At 38.8% G+C, this 21,336-nt stretch carries 25 protein-coding genes and 1 riboswitch; of the genes, 15 read left to right on the forward strand and 10 right to left on the reverse strand.

The window, feature by feature from the left end; translation table 11 throughout:
- Positions 1-2: 2 nt before the first annotated feature.
- From galK to NU09_RS12335, 14 genes are all read left to right on the forward strand, one after another.
- Positions 3-1,172, forward strand: a complete 1,170-nt coding sequence (galK, locus tag NU09_RS12270) for a galactokinase (protein WP_129751588.1) — start codon at positions 3-5, stop codon at positions 1,170-1,172.
- Entirely contained in the window at positions 1,165-2,196 is a 1,032-nt protein-coding gene (locus NU09_RS12275; protein WP_129751589.1) for a UDP-glucose--hexose-1-phosphate uridylyltransferase, read from the forward strand. Before galK ends, NU09_RS12275 begins: the two co-directional genes overlap by 8 nt.
- Before the next feature lie 3 nt (positions 2,197-2,199).
- A complete protein-coding gene (locus tag NU09_RS12280) occupies positions 2,200-3,522 on the forward strand; it encodes a glycoside hydrolase 5 family protein (RefSeq protein WP_129751590.1) in 1,323 nt (440 codons plus the stop codon).
- Between the two features lie 76 nt (positions 3,523-3,598).
- Complete coding sequence (locus tag NU09_RS12285; RefSeq protein ID WP_129751591.1) at positions 3,599-4,402, forward strand: hypothetical protein; 804 nt, start codon at positions 3,599-3,601, stop codon at positions 4,400-4,402.
- 61 nt (positions 4,403-4,463) lie between these two features.
- Positions 4,464-4,841 (forward strand): YchJ family protein, encoded by a 378-nt coding sequence (locus NU09_RS12290; protein WP_129751592.1) that lies wholly within the window; start codon positions 4,464-4,466, stop codon positions 4,839-4,841.
- A 90-nt stretch (positions 4,842-4,931) separates the two neighbouring features.
- Complete coding sequence (locus NU09_RS12295) at positions 4,932-5,747, forward strand: M15 family peptidase (protein WP_129751593.1); 816 nt, start codon at positions 4,932-4,934, stop codon at positions 5,745-5,747.
- A 108-nt stretch (positions 5,748-5,855) separates the two neighbouring features.
- Complete coding sequence (locus tag NU09_RS12300; RefSeq protein ID WP_129751594.1) at positions 5,856-6,440, forward strand: hypothetical protein; 585 nt, start codon at positions 5,856-5,858, stop codon at positions 6,438-6,440.
- Positions 6,441-6,445: 5 nt separating this feature from the next.
- Positions 6,446-7,438 (forward strand): sodium:calcium antiporter, encoded by a 993-nt coding sequence (locus NU09_RS12305; RefSeq protein WP_129751595.1) that lies wholly within the window; start codon positions 6,446-6,448, stop codon positions 7,436-7,438.
- Positions 7,439-7,501: 63 nt separating this feature from the next.
- On the forward strand, positions 7,502-8,302 hold the full coding sequence (locus NU09_RS12310) for a TIGR00266 family protein (RefSeq protein WP_129751596.1): 801 nt from the start codon (positions 7,502-7,504) through the stop codon (positions 8,300-8,302).
- Positions 8,303-8,394: 92 nt separating this feature from the next.
- Positions 8,395-8,487: riboswitch (TPP riboswitch) on the forward strand.
- A 66-nt stretch (positions 8,488-8,553) separates the two neighbouring features.
- On the forward strand, positions 8,554-9,372 hold the full coding sequence (gene thiM / locus NU09_RS12315) for a hydroxyethylthiazole kinase (protein WP_129751597.1): 819 nt from the start codon (positions 8,554-8,556) through the stop codon (positions 9,370-9,372).
- Entirely contained in the window at positions 9,350-9,982 is a 633-nt protein-coding gene (thiE, locus tag NU09_RS12320; RefSeq protein ID WP_129751598.1) for a thiamine phosphate synthase, read from the forward strand. The genes thiM and thiE overlap by 23 nt, the downstream gene beginning before the upstream one ends.
- Entirely contained in the window at positions 9,979-10,815 is an 837-nt protein-coding gene (gene thiD / locus NU09_RS12325) for a bifunctional hydroxymethylpyrimidine kinase/phosphomethylpyrimidine kinase (RefSeq protein ID WP_129751599.1), read from the forward strand. The genes thiE and thiD overlap by 4 nt, the downstream gene beginning before the upstream one ends.
- Entirely contained in the window at positions 10,802-11,455 is a 654-nt protein-coding gene (gene tenA / locus NU09_RS12330; protein ID WP_129751600.1) for a thiaminase II, read from the forward strand. The genes thiD and tenA overlap by 14 nt, the downstream gene beginning before the upstream one ends.
- 49 nt (positions 11,456-11,504) lie before the next feature.
- Complete coding sequence (locus NU09_RS12335) at positions 11,505-11,924, forward strand: lysozyme inhibitor LprI family protein (RefSeq protein ID WP_129751601.1); 420 nt, start codon at positions 11,505-11,507, stop codon at positions 11,922-11,924.
- 47 nt (positions 11,925-11,971) lie between these two features.
- Here NU09_RS12335 and bglX read toward each other — a convergent pair whose 3' ends face one another.
- The 3 genes from bglX to NU09_RS12350 are packed head-to-tail and all read right to left on the reverse strand — an operon-like array spanning position 11,972 to position 16,699.
- Positions 11,972-14,245 carry a beta-glucosidase BglX gene (bglX, locus tag NU09_RS12340; protein ID WP_129751602.1) on the reverse strand — a complete coding sequence of 758 codons (2,274 nt, stop codon included), beginning with the start codon at positions 14,243-14,245 and terminating at the stop codon, positions 11,972-11,974.
- Positions 14,246-14,247: 2 nt separating this feature from the next.
- Entirely contained in the window at positions 14,248-15,630 is a 1,383-nt protein-coding gene (locus NU09_RS12345) for a sialate O-acetylesterase (protein WP_129751603.1), read from the reverse strand.
- Positions 15,623-16,699 carry an SGNH/GDSL hydrolase family protein gene (locus tag NU09_RS12350; RefSeq protein WP_242501876.1) on the reverse strand — a complete coding sequence of 359 codons (1,077 nt, stop codon included), beginning with the start codon at positions 16,697-16,699 and terminating at the stop codon, positions 15,623-15,625. Before NU09_RS12350 ends, NU09_RS12345 begins: the two co-directional genes overlap by 8 nt.
- Before the next feature lie 303 nt (positions 16,700-17,002).
- Between NU09_RS12350 and NU09_RS12355 the strand changes: the two genes are divergently transcribed.
- On the forward strand, positions 17,003-17,713 hold the full coding sequence (locus NU09_RS12355; protein WP_129751605.1) for an SRPBCC family protein: 711 nt from the start codon (positions 17,003-17,005) through the stop codon (positions 17,711-17,713).
- Position 17,714: 1 nt separating this feature from the next.
- On the opposite strand, the gene NU09_RS12360 is transcribed toward NU09_RS12355, so the two are convergent.
- From NU09_RS12360 to NU09_RS12385, 7 genes are all read right to left on the reverse strand, one after another.
- Positions 17,715-18,386, reverse strand: a complete 672-nt coding sequence (locus tag NU09_RS12360; protein ID WP_129751606.1) for an MgtC/SapB family protein — start codon at positions 18,384-18,386, stop codon at positions 17,715-17,717.
- An 18-nt stretch (positions 18,387-18,404) separates the two neighbouring features.
- Positions 18,405-18,575 (reverse strand): hypothetical protein, encoded by a 171-nt coding sequence (locus NU09_RS17095; RefSeq protein ID WP_165357691.1) that lies wholly within the window; start codon positions 18,573-18,575, stop codon positions 18,405-18,407.
- Positions 18,576-18,651: 76 nt separating this feature from the next.
- A complete protein-coding gene (locus tag NU09_RS12365) occupies positions 18,652-18,927 on the reverse strand; it encodes a SemiSWEET family sugar transporter (protein ID WP_129751607.1) in 276 nt (91 codons plus the stop codon).
- A 144-nt stretch (positions 18,928-19,071) separates the two neighbouring features.
- Positions 19,072-19,362, reverse strand: coding sequence for a hypothetical protein (locus NU09_RS12370; RefSeq protein ID WP_129751608.1), 291 nt, complete (start codon positions 19,360-19,362; stop codon positions 19,072-19,074).
- A gap of 154 nt (positions 19,363-19,516) precedes the next feature.
- Complete coding sequence (locus NU09_RS12375) at positions 19,517-19,786, reverse strand: hypothetical protein (protein WP_129751609.1); 270 nt, start codon at positions 19,784-19,786, stop codon at positions 19,517-19,519.
- A 30-nt stretch (positions 19,787-19,816) separates the two neighbouring features.
- Complete coding sequence (locus NU09_RS12380; protein ID WP_129751610.1) at positions 19,817-20,668, reverse strand: SDR family oxidoreductase; 852 nt, start codon at positions 20,666-20,668, stop codon at positions 19,817-19,819.
- A gap of 7 nt (positions 20,669-20,675) precedes the next feature.
- Positions 20,676-21,206, reverse strand: a complete 531-nt coding sequence (locus NU09_RS12385; protein WP_129751611.1) for a DUF892 family protein — start codon at positions 21,204-21,206, stop codon at positions 20,676-20,678.
- Positions 21,207-21,336: the final 130 nt, after the last annotated feature.

Raw genomic sequence — 21,336 nt, forward strand, 5'->3', positions numbered from 1 at the left:
AAATGGATATAAAAGTTAAACAAGAGGTTCCGGCATCACTGGAGCCCTACATTCAACAGGGCAGTATAGTGTCTTTTGCACCGGGAAGAATTAATTTATTGGGCGAACATACCGATTATAATAACGGTTTTGTTATGCCGGCATCTATTGATAAAAGGATGTATTTTGTTTTAAATCCCAGAACTGATAATACTATACATCTTCATAGTCTTGATATGGATGAGGAATTTTCTGTTGAAGTGAAAAATCTGGCCAAAACAAAAGAAAAAACCTGGGCCAATTATATACTGGGTGTAGTGGATGGCTTTATCAATAAGGGTTATGATGTAAACGGGTTTGATGCCGTGTTTACAGGAAATATACCTATAGGTGCAGGGGTTTCATCTTCTGCCGCTTTGGAGTGTGCTGTGGCTGTAGCCATAAATAAATATAGTAAAGCAGGACTTGATAATAAGGAACTGGCTCTGGTAGCCCAAAAGGCAGAGCATAATTTTGCAGGAGTAAAATGTGGTATCATGGATCAGTTTGCCAGTATTTTTGGTAAAGAAGATACCCTTATAAAATTGGATTGTCGCACACTGCAATATGAGTACAAGCCATTAAAACTGGAAGGAGCCAGCCTTATACTTTTTGATAGCAATGTAAAACACTCCCTTGCTTCGTCAGAATATAATATAAGAAGGCAGCAGTGTGAGGAGGGTGTTGCAATGGTAAAAAAATATGTGCCATTGGTAGACAGCCTTCGGGATGTTTCGCTGGAAATGCTGGATAATTATGTTTACCCTAATAATAAGACAGCATACAACCGCTGCCGTTATGTGGTGGAAGAAAATCAGCGTGTGCAGCAGGTTGCGGCATTTTTAGAAGCAGGTAACCTTAAGGCAGTAGGGCAAAAAATGTTTGAAACACACGAGGGGTTAAGATCATTATATGAAGTGAGCTGTGAAGAGCTTGACTTTTTGATTACTGCCGTAAGAGATAATCAAGATGTTTTAGGAGCAAGGCTTATGGGTGGTGGCTTTGGTGGCTGTACCATTAACCTTGTAAAAAATGAGGGAGTTGAAGATGTTATCAGTAAAGTAAGTGAAAGCTATTACAAACAATATAAAAAGGAGCTTAAAGTATACCCTGTGAGCATAGGGGACGGCGCTACGGTAATAAAAAATGGATAAGAATTTAAACGAATATCCGCACAGGAGATATAACCCTTTAACAGAAGAGTGGGTTTTGGTATCCCCGCATAGGAGTAAGCGTCCGTGGCAGGGGCAGGTAGAAAAGCATTCTGCAGATTCAAGGCCGCAGTATGATCCGGGATGTTATTTATGTCCAGGCAATTCACGTTCAGGGGGAGAGCAGAATCCTGAATATAAAGATGTGTATGTTTTTACGAACGACTTTTCGGCTCTTTTAAAAGACTCTCCTGATTTTAATCTTGAAGAAGATGATATTTTCAGGGCAGAATCAGAAAAAGGCATTTGCAGGGTAATATGTTTTTCTCCCGATCATAGCCTTACCGTTCCACAAATGAAGGTGGCAGATATTAGAAAAGTGGTAGACCTGTGGATAGAAGAATATCAGGCACTGGGTAGTGATCCTGAAATTAACTATGTACAGATATTTGAGAATAAAGGCGAAATAATGGGCTGTAGTAACCCGCATCCGCACGGTCAGATATGGGCTTCTCAAAAATTGCCTCTGGAACCGTTTAAAAAGCAGTGTTCACAAAAGGAGTATTTTGAAAAGCATAATAATACACTCCTTTCAGACTACCTGCAAAAGGAAATAAATAAGAATGAGCGTTTAATTTTTGAAAACAATCATTTTGTGGCAGTTGTTCCGTTTTGGGCAACATGGCCTTATGAAGCAATGATAATCCCTAAACGTGCTATGGCAAGAATAACCGATATGACCGATGACGAGAAAACAGGTCTTGCCGATACCTATAAAAGGCTAACCATGATTTATGATAAGGTATTTGATGTTTCCTTCCCTTATTCGGCCGGTATTCATCAGGCACCAACCGATGGTGAGCAACATAACGAGTGGCACTGGCATATGGTGTTTTATCCGCCATTGCTTCGTTCGGCAACCGTTAAAAAATTCATGGTGGGATATGAAATGCTGGCTACCCCTCAAAGGGATATAACACCTGAGTCGGCAGCACAATTGCTTAAAGACATTAACCAAACCATATAAATTATGAACAGAATTTTGGCAGGCCTACTTGCCCTACCTTTACTTTTCTCCTGCGGGGGTAAAAAAGAAAAAACGGATGAGGTTGTTTCAGTGAATGAAACTACAACACCCGAAAGAATAACTGTTAAAGGCAACGAGCTCTATAAAGGAGATAAACCGTATCATTATATAGGCACGAACTATTGGTATGGAGCGCTTTTGGCAGCTAAAGAGGGAGGTAACAGGGAGCGTCTGGCAAAGGAGTTAGACATAATGAAAGAGTATGGTATTGATAACCTGCGTATTTTGGTTGGAGCCGAAGCCGGTACTCAGGATTTTACCGTAAATCCTGCACTGCAGCCGGAACAGGGTAAATATGATGATAACCTGCTTGACGGTCTTGATTATTTACTGGACGAAATGGCCAAGCGTGATATGCATGCCGTACTTTATCTTACCAATAACTGGGAATGGAGCGGAGGTATGGCACAATACCTTGAGTGGAATGGTAAGGGAGATTTTCCTAACCCTAATGTGCCGCCACATACATGGCCGGAGTTTATGGAGTATACTAAGCAGTTTCATAGCTGTGATCCTTGTATGGAGGCCTTTAAAAACCATATAAAGTTTATATTGGGAAGAACCAATGTTTACAATAATAAAAAGTATACCGAGGACAATACTATTATGGCATGGCAGGTAGCCAATGAGCCAAGGGTATTTACGGCCGATAATGAGGAGAAGTTCACTAAATGGATTAATGATGTGGTAGATCTTATTGACAAGCTGGATTCTTATCATTTAATATGCACAGGATCTGAAGGTAAGGCAGGCTCTGCTGATGATATAGCTATTTATGAGCGTACACACAATAATCCTAAGATTGATTATTTAACCATGCATATATGGCCTAAAAACTGGAGTTGGTTTAAATATGAAAATGCGAAAGAAACACTTCCGGTTAGTATCACCAATGCACAGCAATATATTAACGACCATATAGTTGTGGCACAAAAGCTAAACAAACCTATAGTATTAGAGGAGTTTGGTTTGCCACGTGAAGGGGAGAGTCTGGATAAAAAATCATCTGTAGCAAACAGGGATGCATTTTTTAAATCCATTTTCGAGAGGCTGGAGCAAAGTAAAAAGCATAACGAAACTTTTGCAGGTCTTAATTTTTGGGGCTTTGGCGGAATAGCAAATAATGACCCTGAAAATGGTAAGTGGAATAAAGGAGACGATTTTACAACCGATCCGCCACAGGAACCACAGGGACTTAATTCGGTTTTTGCCAGCGATACAACAACCCTTAATATGATTAAACAATACAATAAGTTATTGAAATAGGAAAAGGGCTTTTAGCCCTTTTTTTCTTGTATTGGCTTTATATAAGGTTATATTTGCCACAAATTAAAAACACACCATGAAAAAAGTAACATTATTTTTAGCAGCTTTTCTTATAGCAGGAGCTGTAAAGGCACAGGATTCGGTAACGCTTGATATGCAATTATTACCAAGTAAAAAATATGATCAGGTGTCTGCTCAAAATATGCAAATAGAAATGGCATATGGAGGAGAATCTAAAAAGATGGATATGTCAATATCTATGAAAGGGAATATTCTAACTGATAAAGCTGAAAAAGGCATGATACCTGTAAAGATGAATATGTCTATGTCTATGGGTATGAAAATGGAAGGTATGCCGGATAATGTCACTGACAATAAGATAGATATATATGGTAAGGTGAAGCAGGGAGAATTTGTTCCTGTTTTTGATTCTATCGTAGCACAGGATATGCCATCTACAGCTAAGCAGGCCGCTATGGATATGGTAAAAGAAATGCTTACTAAGGTTTCTTATCCTAAGAAAACACTTAAAATAGGAGAAACTTTTGTTCAGGACGTTCCTATGGATATACCTTTGGGAGGAGGAGCCATGAAAATGAATAATGTGGTTACCTATAAGTTGATAAGAGTTGAAGGTAAAAAAGCTTATTTTGATGTGATTCATGATATTTCTATGGATGGAGATCTTGAAGAAGGTATGAATATGAAAGGCTCAGGAAAAGGAAAAGGAGAGATGGTTTATGATATAGATACTAAATATCCTGTTGTATATAATGCTGATATGGATATGATAATGCAAATGGAACAGGGAGGTATGTCAATTAGTGTTAAAATGAATACTAAAATAGCTCAGGCTACAACAGTAGGTAAAGGCAAATAATAATAGAATATAGAAAAGGGCTTTGGCCCTTTTTTTATTTTTGCAGAATAATATAAAAAAGATGTCTTTATTAAATTGTTATTGTGGTTCGGGGAAACCGTTTTCAAACTGCTGCGAACCCTATATTACAGGAAAAGAAAAAGCTCCTACAGCCGAAGCACTTATGCGTTCGCGTTATTCTGCTTATGCCGTTTGTAATGCCGATTATTTATGGCTAACCACTGCCCCAAAAGAAAGAAGGCATCACAGTAAAACAGCTATACTGGAGTGGGCAAAAAGCAACCAGTGGATAAAACTGGAAGTGCTTAAGGCAACAGAGGCAACTGTAGAGTTTAAGGCATATTATATAGATTATAATCTGGAAGCGCAGATTCATCATGAAAATTCACGTTTTATAAATCAGGGAGGCAACTGGTATTATTTAGACGGAGAGTATTAATCCATTTGTCGGTTTTTTTAAACTGTTTGTCAGATATTTGAGGAATTTTATATCCAAAGTTTTAACTTTAAGATATAAAGCACTCAGGTTATGGACCCCACGCCTCAAATAATCAGGATTGCGCAACGTTACCTCACCTTAAAAAAGCTTAATCCGGGAGCTATAGACGGTATTGCAGGTAAGAAAACCTATGCCGCACTCGATAAGCTTAACGAACTGCCTAAAAGCTGGAAGGCTGAAAGAAAGTTGGTAGGGGCAATACAGTTGTATGCACAGGAGCAGGGATTTGATCCCGGGCCTGTAGATGGTTTATGGGGCCAGCGTACACAAACCGCTTTTGATGAGTTAACCTACATGCTTTTATACGGGCAACAGCCCGAACCATGGCGTCCCGAAGACAGAGAACCGGTTAATCCAAATAACTGGCCAATACAAACCCAGACAACTTTAGAGGCTTTTTACGGAATAGCAAAACCCACAGGAAATAAAAACCTTGTAACCTTCAATATACCTTATCCTGTGTTATTAGCATGGGATACTTCTAAGGAAATCACTAAAATAACGGCGCACATCAAAGTAAAGGATAGTGTGTTACGTGTTTTAAATAAAGTTCACGACTATTACGGGCTTACCGAAATAAAGAGGCTTAGGCTTAATTATTTTGGAGGATGTTTTAACTACCGTGCCATTAGGGGAGGTAGTTCGCTAAGTACCCATTCATGGGGTGTAGCCCTTGATTTTGATCCTATAAATAACCAACTGCAATGGGGTAGGGATAAGGCAACTTTTGCCCGCCCTGAATACAATAAATGGTGGGACTTTTGGGAAGAGGAAGGCCGGGTTAGCCTGGGGCGTGAACGAAACTACGACTGGATGCATGTCCAGGCAGCAAAATTGTTTTCATAAATTGTGTTTAAGTGTATAGTTACTAGTTAGTAAGGGGCGAAAGCCCCTTTTCTTTTTTTACTGCTGAAAAAAGCTTTTGTATATTTGAGAAACTTAAACCAGACCCTCTTGAAACTTAAAATTCTTTTAGTAACAGAGATTGTTTTTTTCCTATTAGTTAATACTGCCTATTTTTGGGAAGGTAATCTGTCTTATTGGGCATTTCCAATATTTATTTTTGAAATGATTACTTTCTTTACTTTAGTTATAATCCTTATTTGGCAACTGGTCTTAATTGTTAAGGAAAAGCTGGCCAATAGATTAAGAAATATCACCGTGTTGGTTTTACTTTTTGTAATCACTCTTACTATTTATAAACCTTTTGGGCTTATTGATTTTGAGAAGTGGGAGGGGGAAGATGTAATGGTTGCTCATTATGAAGGAGTAGCAAATGGAGGTACGACCATAAGGTTGAAGAATAATGGTTTTTACTTTGTAAAAGAGGTTTATTTTGGATTAAGAAAATATAGTGGACAATATAGACTTAGTAATGACACGGTATTCTTTAATCATAATAAAAATGATAAAGGGGTGGTGCTTAAATACGGAGTCTTTTCCGAAAAATCATTTTTAGCCACTTTTAGTAAAAATGATAGTATAAGTATATCATTACCCTTTCGAGTAATTAAAAATAATCTTAACTCTTCTAACTGATAACGATGTATATAACTGGATTTCTTGTTTGTGCGATAATTATATTCTTTGCAGGTAAAAAACTTTCTTTCTATGGTGATTTGCTTGCAGATATGACAGGGATGGGAAAAGCCTTTATAGGCTTGATACTCATGTCTACCGTAACGTCATTGCCTGAACTGATGGTAGGTATAAGTTCGGTTTCTATTGTACAGTCGGCCGACCTGGCAATGGGCGATATTTTGGGTAGCTGTGCGCTTAATCTAAGTATTCTCTCGCTAATGGATGTTTTTACCAAAAAGGATAAGCCCCTGTTTTCGCAGGTGTCAAAAAGCCATATACTGGCTGCGGCTTTCGGTATAATACTATTGGCACTTACCGGTTTAGGGTTGTTTTTTGACAGGGATATAGTGCTTAGCCATACACTGGGTATAACCAGTATTGGTTTTGGGGTAATATACTTTATGTCTGTACGTACAATATTTAAGTACCAGAAATCAATTCCGGTAGATGCCACGGTTACAGAAGAGAATCATACACAAGGATATACCTTAAGAGGAGTTATACTGAGATACTCGGCTTTTGCATTGGTTATTATTGTTGTGGCTTTGGCACTGCCATTTTTTGCTGAACATATTGCAGAACAAACAGGACTAGGGAAGTCATTTGTAGGCACATTGTTTTTAGCAGTTTCTACCTCTTTACCTGAGATTGCTGTTTCATTGGCTGCAGTACGCATGGGCTCGCCCGATATGGCTGTAGGTAACCTGTTGGGTAGTAATATATTTAATATATTTATTCTGTTTATAGATGATATTCTGTATACTAAAGGATTATTGCTAAAAGATGCCAGTGACATTAATGTGATGACCGTTTTTATGGTGGTGGTTATGACAGCCGTTGCCGTAATTGGTTTTATTTTTCCTTATCAAAGGAAGAGAATATTCCTGGCGTGGGATACGCTTGTCATCTTCCTTTTGTATGTTGTGAATCTCGTCTTCTTGTATAATATGGGATAAAAGCGTAACATTTTTCAGGATTTTACAACTAATAGACAATCAAATCAAAAAACAATAAAGAAAATGACAGCACACGAAATTGATTACCATATTTATGGTGAGGAAATGCAATATGTAGAAATAGAGCTTGATCCGCAGGAAGCCGTAGTGGCAGAGGCAGGAAGCTTTATGATGATGGATACGGGTATACACATGGATACCATTTTTGGAGACGGTTCTAACCAAACGCAGGGCGTTATGGGTAAACTGTTTTCGGCAGGTAAAAGATTACTTACCGGGGAAAGCCTGTTCATGACGGTGTTTCTTAACCAGTATCATGGAAAACGTAAAGTAAGTTTTGCTTCTCCTTACCCTGGTAAAATAGTACCAATAGACCTTACTAAATACGGCGGACGCTTTATCTGTCAAAAGGATGCTTTCCTTTGTGCAGCAAAAGGGGTGTCGGTAGGTATTGAGTTTTCAAGAAAATTAGGGAGGGGTCTTTTTGGTGGCGAGGGCTTTATCATGCAAAAGCTGGAAGGTGATGGTATGGCGTTTGTGCATGCCGGAGGTACCTTGGCACGTAAAGAACTACAGGCAGGCGAAGTACTTAAAGTAGATACAGGTTGTATTGTAGGCTTTACTAAAGATGTACATTATGATATTGAGTTTGTAGGAGGTATAAAAAATACCATTTTTGGTGGTGAAGGTTTGTTTTATGCAACGCTTCAAGGTCCCGGAGTGGTTTATATACAGTCGTTACCATTTAGCAGGCTTGCCGGAAGGATTTATGCAGCAGCACCTCAGGGAGGCGGACAGCAAAGAGGAGAAGGCAGTATACTTGGCGGACTGGGTAACCTGCTAGACGGAGATAACAGATTTTAATATTTATAAATACAAAAAAAAGAGAGCTATAAGCTCTCTTTTTTATTTTAACATGTTTCTTTTTACCTGATAAATAACATTACTTATATTTGAGCTGGCTTTAGGGGTATTCTGAAAAGAATTGAGAGAGTCCCTTTGAACCTGATACGGTTTACACCGACGTAGGGAAAAGCATTGCTTATTCATTTATCTTCCACTTTTTTACGGGAGACTCTATAGCCATATTTATTTCATCATTAAAAAACTTAAATATGAGAGAGTCCCTTTGGAAGTCTGTCCTGTCTGTAAGACAAAATTCCCCTTTAGTACATAATATTACCAACTATGTGGTAATGAACAACACGGCAAATGCGCTTTTGGCTGCAGGTGCCTCGCCTATTATGGCACATGCTCATCCTGAAATTGAAGAAATGGTAAGTATTTGCGGTGCTACGGTTATCAATATCGGTACGCTTGACGAATACTGGATAGAAAGCATGTATAAGGCAGCGGCAAAAGCACAGGAGTTGGGTAAACCGTGGATACTCGATCCGGTAGGAGCAGGAGCAAGTAATCTTCGCAATACTACGGTGGCACAACTTTTAAAATATAAGCCTACAGTAATCCGAGGCAATGCATCAGAGATTATGGCATTAGCCAATGCCGGAGGGCAAACCAAAGGTGTAGATAGCCTGCACAAAAGTACAGAAGCTATAGATGCTGCCAAATGGTTAAATGAAAATACCGGGGCAGTAGTTTGTATATCTGGAGCTACGGATGTGGTTATCTCCGGAAATCAAAAAATACTTATTGATAACGGTCACGTTATGATGACAAAAGTAACAGGACTTGGCTGTACCGCTACATCTTTAATAGGTGCTTTTGTTGCCGGTCAGCCTGAAAATGCTTTTGAAGCAACTGCTGCTGCAATGGCATTGTTGGGTATTGCAGGTGAAATAGCCATAGCACAGTCCAACGGACCGGGAAGTCTTCAAACGAACCTTCTGGACAAACTGTACAATATAACCGAAACGGAATTTAATCAATACCTAAAAGTAAGTCAGGAAAATGGAAAGACAGTTTCCATATAAGCTTTACCTGGTTATAAGTGAAGAGGCATGTTATGGCAGGGATATGTTGTGGGTGGCTGAACAGGCTGTTAAAGGCGGGGTCGATTTGGTACAGATAAGAGAAAAGAATAAAAACTATTCAGATTTTCTGGAAAGCAGCTTAAGGCTAAAAGAAATGCTGGATAGCTATTCGGTACCGCTTATTGTAAATGATAATCCTGTAGTGGCGGTTAATTGTAATGCTCATGGTATTCATGTAGGGAATTCGGATATACCACCTTCTGAGATTAAAAAGAAGTGGCCCGGCTGTAACATGATAGGCTATTCGGTAGAATATATGGAACAACTTTCAGGAACTGAAATTGAATTTTCCGATTATCTGGGTGTAAGCCCTGTATTTAGCACACCAACCAAAACTGATACCGTAACCGAATGGGGGCTTAAAGGTGTTGAGCAGATAAGGACTCTTACTGATAAGCCACTTGTGGCAATAGGCGGTATTAATCAATTTAATGCAAAACAGGTGATACAGGCTGGAGCTGATTGCCTAGCCGTAGTGTCTGCAATATGTGCAGCAGATAATCCGGCAAAAGCAGCCGAAACACTTAGAAATTTAATAGAAACAGCATGAAAAAGAAATATACATACCTAACTGTATTAACCATTGCAGGTACTGACCCCAGTGGCGGTGCCGGTATTCAGGCTGACCTGAAAACATTTTCTGCACTTGGTTGCTATGGCATGTCGGTTATTACGGCATTGGTAGCACAAAACACAACCGGTGTAAGAGCCATTCATAATGTTCCGGCAGAATTTGTACAGCAGCAATTAGATGCTATTATGGATGATATTCGTCCGGACGCTATTAAGATAGGGATGGTACATACGCCACAGCTCGTTGAGGTTATTGCCAATACCCTTAAACGATATCCCGATATACCTATAGTGTTTGATCCTGTTATGGTAGCTACAAGCGGTGATAAACTTATCGAAGATGCCACTATTGAGGTTATAGTATCACTGCTTTTTCCGTTGGTTACACTGATTACCCCTAATACGGATGAGGCTTCGTTACTGGCAAATATGACTATTGAAACTGTTGCCCAAATGCAGCAGGCAGGAGAAGTGATTGCCCAAATGGGCTGTAAGGCTTTGCTGATGAAAGGGGGGCATCTCAAATCGGAGCAACTCACCTCTATTCTTATAAATAAAAGTGGGATAGTAAGCACCTATATTTCCGATAAGGTAGATACTAACAATGTTCACGGATCCGGTTGCACATTATCTTCGGCTATTGCTTCATATCTGGCAAGGGGAGAAAAACTGCAGGATGCGGTTGCTTTGGCTAAGGAATATATTAACGGGGCTATTTATTACGGTAGTGATGTACTTATAGGTAAAGGTAATGGTCCTTTAAATCATTTTTATAACCCTCAAACCATGATAAAAAATGAAATGGAGTGAAAAAGCATGGCAGGAAATACTGCCTGTATATAAAGATATTATACAAATGCCTTTTATCATAGAATTGGCAAACGGGACACTGGATATAGAGAAGTTTAAATACTATATGCAGCAGGATGCACATTACCTGGAATACTTTGCACGAACGCTTGCTGTTATTAGTGCCAAAGCCCAAAGTGTGGATACTATGTTAGATTTTATCCGTTTTTCGGAAGGTGCGATAGTGGTAGAAAGGGCATTGCACGATTCTTACTTCAAGCAGTTTAATGTAGGGGAAAGGATGCCTGTGTCGCCTACCTGCCATCACTATGTGCATTATATGCAAAGCACAGTATACATGCAGCAGGTTGAGGTAGGTATGGCAGCAGTATTGCCTTGTTTTTGGATTTATAAAAAGGTAGGAGATTATATACTGCAAATACAAGCCAAAGAAAACAATCCGTATGCCGACTGGATAAACACCTACGGAGGCGAGGAGTTTGGGAATTTGGTTGAAAAAGCTATTATGCTTTGTGATGAAGGTGCCGATAAATGTACTGAAACCCAAAGAAAACAAATGACTGCGGCATTTGTAGATGCCAGCCGTTTGGAATACCTGTTTTGGGATAGTGCCTATAAACTGGAAAAGTGGAAGCGATAGGGTAGTGTTTTTTTAGGATTGAGTATATTTGACTGAAATCAATACAATCATGAAGAACATTTTACTGTTAGCTTTTAGCCTGTTTTCTTTTATTAGCTATTCTCAGGATAACGATACCCCACAGTATTCTATTGACGTTGAGTTGAAGGAATGCATTGAATTAAGTGAAGGCATAGATGCTGAAATAGTAAAGTGCGAACTTAATGCTGCCGAAGCATGGGATGGTGAGCTTAACAAATATTACACACAGTTAATGGATGTACTTAACCCCGAACAGCAAAAAGCTCTTAGGGAATCGCAAAGACAGTGGATTATTTATAAAGATATGGAAGGGTCTTTTTTGTCTCAGTTTTATGGAAAACAAATAGGCACCATTTGGCGTGTTATTACTGCAAATAGGGTGAAGGAAATAATAAAGACAAGAGCATTAGAGTTAAAAGAGTACTATGATATACAGCAGTCATTTTAATAAAAAAGCGCGGTAATTACCGCGCTTTTTTATTTTATGGGAAATAGTTATTTCAACTCAAATTCGGTTTCCTGAACATTGTCAGAACTTGTTCCGACAAATACTTTAAATATTCCCGTTTCTACCAGATATTCACCTTCGTTATTAAAGAAACCAAGTTCTTTATCGGTAAGGGTAAAAGTAACGGTTTTGGTTTCTCCCTTTTTTAGCGGAACCAGTTCAAAACCTTTAAGCTCTTTTATCGGTCGTGAAAGGCTTGCGGCTATGTCTCTTATATATAACTGAACTACTTCCTTGCCATCGTAATCTCCCGTATTGGTAACTTCAACAGAAACCTTTACAGCTTCTCCCTTAGTATAGGTTTTCTTGTCAAGCTTAACAGTGCCATATTTAAAGGTAGTATAGCTTAGTCCGTGGCCAAATGCAAACAGTGGAGTTTTTTCCACATCGCTGTAGTGTGACCAAAACACGTTATTGTCGGTGTTGGTTGGCCTTCCTGTACTGTGTTGGTTGTAGTAAATAGGCACCTGTCCTACATTGCGTGGGAAACTCATAGGTAATTTACCGCTTGGATTATAATCACCATACAGTACTTGCGCTACCGCATTACCAGTTTCGGTACCTAAATGCCATGCTTCAACTATAGTTGGTATATGTTCGGCTGCCCAAGGTAAAGCTAAAGGACGCCCATTGTTAAGCACTAATACTATATTAGAATTTACTTTGTAGATTTCCTCCAGCAACTCCTGCTGTAATCCCGGCAAATCAAGATTAGTGCGGCTACGGCCTTCACCGCTCTGGAAACCGTGCTCGCCAAGAACCATTACCACAATATCAGCTTCTTTGGCTGCTTTTTTAGCTGCTTCAAATCCGCTTCTGTCAGTAGTATTGAAAACCAGTTCGTCCAGGAAAGTAGTCTTGCCAATAGTTAATTCGGCACCTTTTTCGTATACCAATGTATTCCCTTTATATTGCTGCATACCTTCCAATACCGATACAGCCGTATTATCATCTGAAGCAATTCTCCAGCTTCCAAGCGGACTCGTTTTATCATTGGCAAGCGAACCTATAAGTGCAATTTTCTGTCCTTTCTTTTTAAGCGGAAGCAGGTTGCCTTCGTTCTTTAAAAGAACGATAGACTTTTTAGCTATATCCAGTACGGCTTCATGGTTCACTTTGCTGTATATGGTTTCTTTTTCACGCTTTTCATCACAATAACGGTATGGGTCATCAAACAGGCCAAGTTCAAACTTAACTCTTAAAATACGTCTTACGGCATCATCAATCAGCGCTTCATCCACTTTACCTTCTTTAACCAGGTTAACCAGTTCATAAATATAAAGGTGAGACTCCATATCCATATCGGCACCTGCCTTTACTGCTTTTTCACTGGCCTCTGCACCATCTTTGGCAAATCCGTGAGCAATCATTTCTCTTATTGAAGCCCAGTCGGTAATTACAAAACCGTTAAAGCCCCATTTCCCTTTCAGGATATCCCTTTGCAGGAAACTGTTTCCGGTAGCAGGAATACCGTTAAGAATATTAAATGAATTCATATAGGTACGTACTCCGGCATCGTTAGCTGCCTTAAACGGAGGAAGTACTGTGTTGTACAATGTAGCATTGCTAATGTCAACCGTATTATAATCCCTTCCCGATTCTGCAAAGCCATAAGCAGCGAAGTGCTTGGCGCATGCAGCTATGGTAAGCGGATCAGAAAGGTCGTCTCCCTGAAAACCTTTTACACGTGCTTCGGCAACACGGCTTCCAAGAAACGGATCTTCTCCTGCGCCTTCCATTACACGACCCCAGCGGGCATCACGTGAAATGTCTACGTTAGGACCAAAGGTCCAGTTAATACCCGAAGCAGCAGCTTCGGATGCGGCGGTCTTAGCTGAATTCTTTATTGCTTCCATATCCCAGCTGGCAGCTTCGGCAAGTGGGATAGGACTTAATGTTTTATAGCCGTGTATTACGTCAAAACCTATAATAAGCGGAATACCCAGACGGGTTTCCTCAACTGCAATTTTTTGTACGGCACGCACTTCCTTCACACCACGAACGGTAAGCATAGAGCCTACCCATCCTTTACGAAGATGTTCATATTTTGTAGCGGCGTTACCTTCTTTTGGTGATGGGCCTGTTACATCCCAAAAACCGTTATACTGATTCATTTGGCCTACTTTTTCCTCTAGGGTCATTTTAGCCAATAGCTCTTCAATTCTTTGTTCTGTATCCTGTTTGTTGTTCATTGTTTTCTTTTTTTGAGCACTGGTGCTGCAAACAGTAAGCACGGCAAGTATCAATAAGGTTCGTTTCATAATTATTCACTTAAAAAAGAGGATGCAGGCAACCCTGCTCCGTTAAACAAATCCGGCTTTGCTGTGTTGTACCATGCATATCGTACGGTTACCGGTTCCTTTACTTTTTTGGAAGAAACCACTACAGTGTTATTCTTTATGGTTGCAGTTGCAGGATAGAATTTCCCGTCTTTTCCGGCTACCTCAAACAATTCTGATTTTTTTGTAGAGAAGTGAAGTCCCTCGGCATAATCAAAAGATATTGTTACCTTGTCTTTACTGATGCTTATATTTTTATAAAGCGGACCGTATACTACTCCGGTATTTATACCGTATTGCGATTTTAATACCAGGTTGCCAAGTCTTTCACCTACAGTTCTCTTATCACGAGGATGAATGTCATCGGTAGGGCTAACATCGCCCGCAACCACCATTCCTGTTTTTGGAACTTCATTCAAAACTTTGCGTTGTGAGTTACGGATTGTAACACCACCATAAGTATCATTTTCATAATTAAACGGAGCGATTTGTATGAAGTAGAAAGGGAAATCGTCTCCCCATGCTTTGCGCCATGATTTTATTAATCCGGCAAGTGTCTTATCATACACATTACTGCCCACGTTGCTTTCTCCCTGGTACCAAATAGCACCGGCCAGTTTAAAACCAACAAATGGATTTATCATGGTGTTATAGGTACGTCCCGGTTCGGTTGGTCCCCATGCAACAGGAGTGAGCTTTGAAGCTGCTTCTGCAAGTACTGGGTCTTTAGCAATATAATCTTCCGGCATCCATATTTCGGCAGGTGTACCTCCCCAACTGGAATTAATTAACCCAATGGGAACACCTTTCAGGTCTTTTTGCAGGCGCTCGCCAAAAAAGTAAGCTACGGCACTAAAATACTTCATAGTCTCCGGTGTACATTCCTGCCAGTTACCCACCACATTCATTTGTGGTGATGTTCCTGCCACTTTAGGAGCGGTAAAGAAACGAATGTTAGGATAGTTCGCCTTTGCTATTTCAGCCTCGGAATTGTCTATACCTATTGATGCCGACCATTCCATATTAGACTGTCCCGAACAAAGCCATACTTCACCTATCATTATATTTTTTATGGTAAGTTCGTTATAGCCTTTAAAGTTTAGGGTATAAGGTCCTCCGGCTTCGGGTGTCTTAAGTTTTACCTGCCAGTATGCCTGGCTGTCGGGTTTTATTTCAATCTTTTCGCCTGACCATCCTACAGTAAGGGTAACGTCCTCAAAAGGACTTGCCCATCCCCAAATGGTAACTTCACTGTTGCGTTGCAGTACCATGTTATCTGAAAAGAAAGATGGCAGTAATACATTCGCATTTGCCGTGCCCGTTGCAAAAAGGATAAGAACGGAAATGTAAAAGCTTATTTTATTCATTTAAAAGTAATTTTAAGAAAGGAGTTAATTGGTTTGACATCTCCTGATGATCTTTAACATTTGGGTGATAACCACAACCATGAGGCGTTATATCGTTAAATTCAAAAACCTGTATTGGTTTATGTTTTTTATCGTCTTTGTAGGTAGCCTGTATACGTTTAAGGCATCTTAAAAATATATCGGCTTTTTCACCTTTAACCATAGGGCTGGTTAATAGTACAATTTGTGTATTTGGTGTATGGCTGTAAACGGTTTTAATAAAGTTTACATAGCTGGCAACATATTTATCTTCACTAAAAGGAAGCCTTTCTTTTTTACCGTCACCTTCAGAAAAATCATTGGTTCCTAAAGCTATACAGGTAATATCCGGATCAAAACCAAATTGATAAGTCCCAGTTCTGTCTGAATTATTCAGGTAAATGTTCTCATATACATCCGGCATAATCTTTTCTTTTTCGTGCTCATCGTTCCAGTTACGGTAAATACCTATGCCAGAAACCGAACTAAGTAGAAAATCGGCGTTAAGTGCTCGTGCTGTTACAGGACCGTAGGCGAAATAAGCGTTGTGCTGATCAAACCATTCTCCCGTACCGCAGGGTATCTCTTCGGTTTCAGCTCCCATACCGCAGGTGATTGAATCACCAATGAATTCGATTTTTTTTCTTCCTTTTGTTTTTTTGGTTTTTACAATATCGCCTTCTGCCCCCAGGAAAATAATACTTCCGTTCCCGGCTTCCGTAGCTTTATAAATAGTTACTTTATGTGTTTTGTTATCCTGTTCGTTGATAAAGATGCTTCCTGTAGTTGGAGATACTTTTTGTTTACCGGTATATTTTCCGTCTATCTGTATGGCGACATAATCATACTGGTTATTATTGTTTAGCGATTTTAAATTCAGGGTACATTGCGAACCTTTAAAACTAAAGGTAACTGATGAACCCGGTCCTGCTAAGATAATCTCATTGTTTGTTGTTTTGTCTGTACGTCCCTGAGTAATGTACAGGTCAGTCTTTTGTGAAGGTTTGTCAGCCGATAGCGCTATTGCAGATACCAGTAGCAAAAAAAGCATTTTTTGTAGTGTTTGCATAGTATTTTCATAAAAAGTAAATGTAGGTAAAAATGACTATTTGGAAGTGTACTATTATATCATTTAGTTATAAAATTTATACATATCATAATATATCAGAAAAGAAATTGCTAAGTGTTTAAAAAGTATATATGAAATTTTTGATATCTGTTTTTCAGAAGCTTATGTTTTTAAAGGGAGTTATAAGGCTTTAAAATTTTCGAATTTTTTTAGCAGCTAAGGTTGTGTTAAACTGATATGAGTACAGCTATGCCTTTAGTATTTTTAGGGTACAATTATTTACTTATGAAAAATTTACTTAATATACAGTTGCCAGAGTTAAAGAAAAACATCAGTACTATAGAACGCTTAGTATCTGTACTGGGAGGTAGCTATTTGTTGTATGATTCTTTGAGGCATAAAAGAGGAGTTGCAGAATATGGCGCGGCAGGTTTTATGTTGTTTAGGGGGTTAAGCGGATATTGTCCCGCAAGTCATTTAGGAGAAAGGATTCTGAATAAAAATTACAGTCACACTTCTAATATAAATATACATACCAGAATGGTAATAAGTAAGCCTGTTGATGAGGTTTATAATTTTTGGCGTCATTTAGGCAATCTCCCCTTATTTATGGAGCATCTTGAAAGTGTTGCCGTTTTGGGTGATACATTATCTGAGTGGAAGGCTATACTGCCCGGAGGATTGGGTACGGTAAAATGGAAAGCCGAAATTGTAGCTGAAGAACCTTATAGGTTTATAGGATGGCAATCGTTACCGGGTTCGAAAATTAAGAATGCCGGGAAAGTACAGTTTAAGGATGCAGGAGAACTGGGTACTTTGGTACACGTGGTATTCTCTTACCATGCACCGCTTGGTAGTGTAGGAGAGGAGATAGCCCGTTTGCTTACACCAACTTTTGAAAAAACGATAAGGAAAGATATTTTGGCTTTTAAGCGTTTTATGGAAACCGGAGTTGCTAAAAAAATTAGTCAGGAAACCAATAAGATTTACATGTAGGTTATTTTTCCCAATAGATCTTTTTTATTTTAGGGTTGGTATGTAGTTTTTCTACAATTTTTGAAAGCATTGGATTATCCGATTTTTCCAATTTAAGCTCTATAGTTATTTCATCACTTTCACGTGTAACGGTAAAGTTGGCAAAATCCAGGGTTTTGTCCTGTAAAAGTTCATCTATTATCGCTTTAGGATTCATTTCGTTTTGAGCAATAACAGTGAGTGATTTTTGCTGAAATTTTGGAAAAAATTTCTTTTGAAGGGGTTGTAGTCCCCATAAAATGATAATAGCAAGAACTGTTGTTATTCCTGCTGCAATATACATACCCCCTCCGGTAGCCATCCCTATACCTGCCACTGTCCATAATCCTGCAGCAGTGGTAAGCCCCAATACTGTAGTCGGTTTTAAAAATAAGATTGCACCTGCGCCTATAAAACCTATTCCGCTAACAATTTGTGCAGCTACACGTGAGGGATCAAGCTCAACATGTTCTTTTCCAATTGTGTCAGAAAAACCAAAGGAAGAAACCATCATAATAAGTGAAGCCCCCATGCATACCATCATATGGGTTCGCATACCGGCAGCCCAGTCTTTTCGCTCTCTTTCAATACCTATAACGGCACCGAAAACTGCAGCCAGTACTAAACGGAGTAATATTTCTGTCCAACTGAGCATAGTACTTTAGTTTGGTTTCTAGTCCGTGCTAAAGTCTTCAGGATTATAATCCTGGCTTTCTCCCGGACTGAATTTTTCTCTTTTTCTTCTGTGTTTTGTTTCTTCTCCTACTTGGTTAGGGCTTAAATCGTGCCCTTCATTCCCGTAAGGATGATTGTTTTTAGGATGGTCATGGTTAAGTTGTTTCATAACTAAAAAATTTAGGATGTAAAAGATAATGAATTTATCTTTAGGTAGTTATGGTTCTTGTTTATTTAATATTTACTTAACCAGATTTTTTTGCATGATATATAGCAATCAATTTCATGAATAATATAATTCCGCATAAACTGCCCGCAACAGCGTTAGCAAGAATTATTGGGATATCCTTTTTAATTACGCCATAAATTACCCACAATATCATACCAAAAAACAGCATGCTGTAGGTTGCTGCCGAAAGGCTTTTTGTAGAACGGGTCTTTATTACTTTTATGGCTTGAGGAATGTTTGCACCTGTTGTTAATATGGCTGCAAGCAGTCCTGTGATTTGTATATAATCCATGCGGTTTTAAAATTTTCCTGCTACTTATAAAAGTACAAATACCAAGTGGCAAATCCACTTATATTAACGGTGGATTAACAGCTATAAATAACAAAAGGCCGTGTGGTACAGCCTTTCTTTTATGGTTAATGAGTTGTTACGTTTTTACATGTATCCGTCTTTGTCCGGATGATTGTCAGTTCTGGTAATTCGTTTACCGTCTTTTTGTTCGTAGTGATGATGATGATGTGAGTGATGATGATGTGCATCGTTTTTCTTCACCTGTTTAGGGAAGGTTGCAAGTTCCTGAGGGTTGACAATTGCTGGGTCTTCATATGGTAAACCTTCCTGAGACCACATGTTGTAGCCGCTTGTCCCGTTACCATAAACATTCATTGCTTCATTTGGTCCGCCTTGATAGCCTTGATCCTGACGCCCGAATAGTTCATTTGTCATAATCGCTTAAAATTTAATTAGTTAAATATAATTAAAAATTAACGATTTAGCAACTTTTCAATGTTAAGTTTGTCAATTTGTAAGCTATTTTTTATAAATAATGACAATGTTTTAATAGTTTTATGTTAAAAAAGCCTCATTAGAGGCTTTTAAATTACATATAATTGTTTTTGTCCGGGTTATTATCGGTATTGGTAATATTTCGTCCGCTTCTTACGGGTGAGTCTTTCCTGTTAACCATGTGATTTTCTCTTTCCTCTTCCAGATTCGGATTTTCTGTTTTCTTCTGTTTAGGAAAAGTTGCCAGTTCTACCGGATTTATAATAGCAGGATCATCAGTTGTTATCAACTGCTCATCAGGATTATTTAGTGCGTTATCCGGTTTATTAAGTTTCTCTTTTCTGTCTTTTTCATTAGTTGCCATAATATTGATTTTTAATGATTAATAAATTATTTATCCTCCTACAATTTCCCCTCCGTTTATATGTATAATCTGTCCGGTTATGTAAGAGGCATCTTTGCTTGCTAAAAACACGTAAGCCGGGCCAACTTCACTTGGCTGTCCTGCACGCTTAAGGGGCACATCCTTTCCAAACTCCCTTACATCATCAAATGTGGAAGGGATTAAAGGTGTCCAGATAGGACCTGGAGCAATGCCGTTTACCCTTATCCTTTTCTCGGCTAACATTGCCGAGGTAGATCTGGTAAATGAAACTATGGCCCCTTTAGTGCTGCTGTAGTCAATTAAATGTTCACTTCCTCTATAGGCTGTTACCGATGTTGTATTAATGATACAATCACCTTCTTTTAAGTGTTTTAAAGCCTCGCGGGTAAGGTAGAAGAAGGGAAATATATTAGTTTCAAATGTTTCCCTTACCTGGTTGCCTGTTATGTCCTTAAAATCAGATTTTGGGAACTGTACAGCAGCATTATTTACTACTATATTTAAACCTCCTAATGCTTTTACGGTTTTACCAACAGCATTTTTGCAAAACGTTTCATCTTTAAGATCGCCTTTTATCAGGATACATTTTTGTCCTTCTTTTTCTATTAGTTCTTTCGTTTTATCCGCATCCTTATCTTCATTATAATAGACTATTGCAACATCAGCTCCTTCTCGTGCAAAATGTACTGCTGCACTTCGCCCAATACCACTATCACCTCCGGTAATTATTGCTTTAAGGCCTTTAAGCTTACTGCTGCCTTTATAATCTCTTCGTATATATTCAGGCTCAGGGATCATTTTGTATTCCTTTCCCGGTTGACTTTGTTTTTGGTTTGGAAATGTGTTAGGTTTGGTTGACATAATCTGTTTATATTTCTTTATCAGCAGCTTCAATATTAATATGCGATTCCGCAATTTGGGTAAGCTGCATGTCTGTATTTTTTTCTTCTTTAAGACAGTCTTCCAGTAGCTGAATTATATCTTCTTCACGAAGTGCAAGTGCATAAGCCCTCATAGTGCCATATGCTGCAATTTTGTAATGCTCCATTTTTTGGATGGCAGCTATTATTCCTGCATCTCTAACTACACCTTTTTTAGTTTGTTTAAGCAACTCATCAACTTCATCAATCAGGCAGGTAAGAGCTTTGTATTCTGTTTCGACAGGAGGAAGCCCTATTGCTTTATATATCAATTGAAGCCGGCCTAACCTTATTAGTGTGTTTTTTACATGCTTTTCCAATATAAAAATCAGGTCTTTTGAATAGCAGTTTTTTATAATTAAAGGAAATACCGTAAGCAGTCGTTTTTCAGACCAATTCACTTCGCTTAACTGCTTTTCAAAAAGCGATCTTAGCTCACGGGTTTCATCTCCGTCTTTTTTAATTACATTTAGCTGCATGAGTTATTGTATAAACCGATTTTGTCCTATAAAGTTACCAATCAAAATCTTTAGGTTTTCCTAATTAACTCATAATTAACAGGTTATCTTAAAGCTTTGTCCCGTTTATCCTAAAAAAACAGCATTTTAA

It is taken from the genome of Flavobacterium beibuense (assembly GCF_004151245.1).
In the GTDB taxonomy this organism is placed as follows: Bacteria; Bacteroidota; Bacteroidia; order Flavobacteriales; family Flavobacteriaceae; genus Flavobacterium; species Flavobacterium beibuense_A.

What these genes read in the sequence shown, in the direction of transcription:
- NU09_RS12375 (WP_129751609.1), bottom strand. Translation starts at nt 19,786, where the DNA reads ATGGCAACTAATGAAAAAGACAGAAAAGAGAAACTTAATAAACCGGAT.
- NU09_RS12295 (WP_129751593.1), top strand. Translation starts at nt 4,932, where the DNA reads ATGGACCCCACGCCTCAAATAATCAGGATTGCGCAACGTTACCTCACC.
- thiE (WP_129751598.1), top strand. Translation starts at nt 9,350, where the DNA reads ATGGAAAGACAGTTTCCATATAAGCTTTACCTGGTTATAAGTGAAGAG.
- NU09_RS12335 (WP_129751601.1), top strand. Translation starts at nt 11,505, where the DNA reads ATGAAGAACATTTTACTGTTAGCTTTTAGCCTGTTTTCTTTTATTAGC.
- NU09_RS12370 (WP_129751608.1), bottom strand. Translation starts at nt 19,362, where the DNA reads ATGACAAATGAACTATTCGGGCGTCAGGATCAAGGCTATCAAGGCGGA.
- NU09_RS12360 (WP_129751606.1), bottom strand. Translation starts at nt 18,386, where the DNA reads ATGCTCAGTTGGACAGAAATATTACTCCGTTTAGTACTGGCTGCAGTT.
- thiM (WP_129751597.1), top strand. Translation starts at nt 8,554, where the DNA reads ATGAGAGAGTCCCTTTGGAAGTCTGTCCTGTCTGTAAGACAAAATTCC.
- NU09_RS12345 (WP_129751603.1), bottom strand. Translation starts at nt 15,630, where the DNA reads ATGAATAAAATAAGCTTTTACATTTCCGTTCTTATCCTTTTTGCAACG.
- tenA (WP_129751600.1), top strand. Translation starts at nt 10,802, where the DNA reads ATGAAATGGAGTGAAAAAGCATGGCAGGAAATACTGCCTGTATATAAA.
- NU09_RS12305 (WP_129751595.1), top strand. Translation starts at nt 6,446, where the DNA reads ATGTATATAACTGGATTTCTTGTTTGTGCGATAATTATATTCTTTGCA.
- NU09_RS17095 (WP_165357691.1), bottom strand. Translation starts at nt 18,575, where the DNA reads ATGAAACAACTTAACCATGACCATCCTAAAAACAATCATCCTTACGGG.
- NU09_RS12365 (WP_129751607.1), bottom strand. Translation starts at nt 18,927, where the DNA reads ATGGATTATATACAAATCACAGGACTGCTTGCAGCCATATTAACAACA.
- thiD (WP_129751599.1), top strand. Translation starts at nt 9,979, where the DNA reads ATGAAAAAGAAATATACATACCTAACTGTATTAACCATTGCAGGTACT.
- galK (WP_129751588.1), top strand. Translation starts at nt 3, where the DNA reads ATGGATATAAAAGTTAAACAAGAGGTTCCGGCATCACTGGAGCCCTAC.
- NU09_RS12280 (WP_129751590.1), top strand. Translation starts at nt 2,200, where the DNA reads ATGAACAGAATTTTGGCAGGCCTACTTGCCCTACCTTTACTTTTCTCC.
- NU09_RS12275 (WP_129751589.1), top strand. Translation starts at nt 1,165, where the DNA reads ATGGATAAGAATTTAAACGAATATCCGCACAGGAGATATAACCCTTTA.
- NU09_RS12310 (WP_129751596.1), top strand. Translation starts at nt 7,502, where the DNA reads ATGACAGCACACGAAATTGATTACCATATTTATGGTGAGGAAATGCAA.
- NU09_RS12290 (WP_129751592.1), top strand. Translation starts at nt 4,464, where the DNA reads ATGTCTTTATTAAATTGTTATTGTGGTTCGGGGAAACCGTTTTCAAAC.
- NU09_RS12355 (WP_129751605.1), top strand. Translation starts at nt 17,003, where the DNA reads ATGAAAAATTTACTTAATATACAGTTGCCAGAGTTAAAGAAAAACATC.
- NU09_RS12285 (WP_129751591.1), top strand. Translation starts at nt 3,599, where the DNA reads ATGAAAAAAGTAACATTATTTTTAGCAGCTTTTCTTATAGCAGGAGCT.
- NU09_RS12380 (WP_129751610.1), bottom strand. Translation starts at nt 20,668, where the DNA reads ATGTCAACCAAACCTAACACATTTCCAAACCAAAAACAAAGTCAACCG.
- NU09_RS12385 (WP_129751611.1), bottom strand. Translation starts at nt 21,206, where the DNA reads ATGCAGCTAAATGTAATTAAAAAAGACGGAGATGAAACCCGTGAGCTA.
- bglX (WP_129751602.1), bottom strand. Translation starts at nt 14,245, where the DNA reads ATGAAACGAACCTTATTGATACTTGCCGTGCTTACTGTTTGCAGCACC.
- NU09_RS12350 (WP_242501876.1), bottom strand. Translation starts at nt 16,699, where the DNA reads ATGCTTTTTTTGCTACTGGTATCTGCAATAGCGCTATCGGCTGACAAA.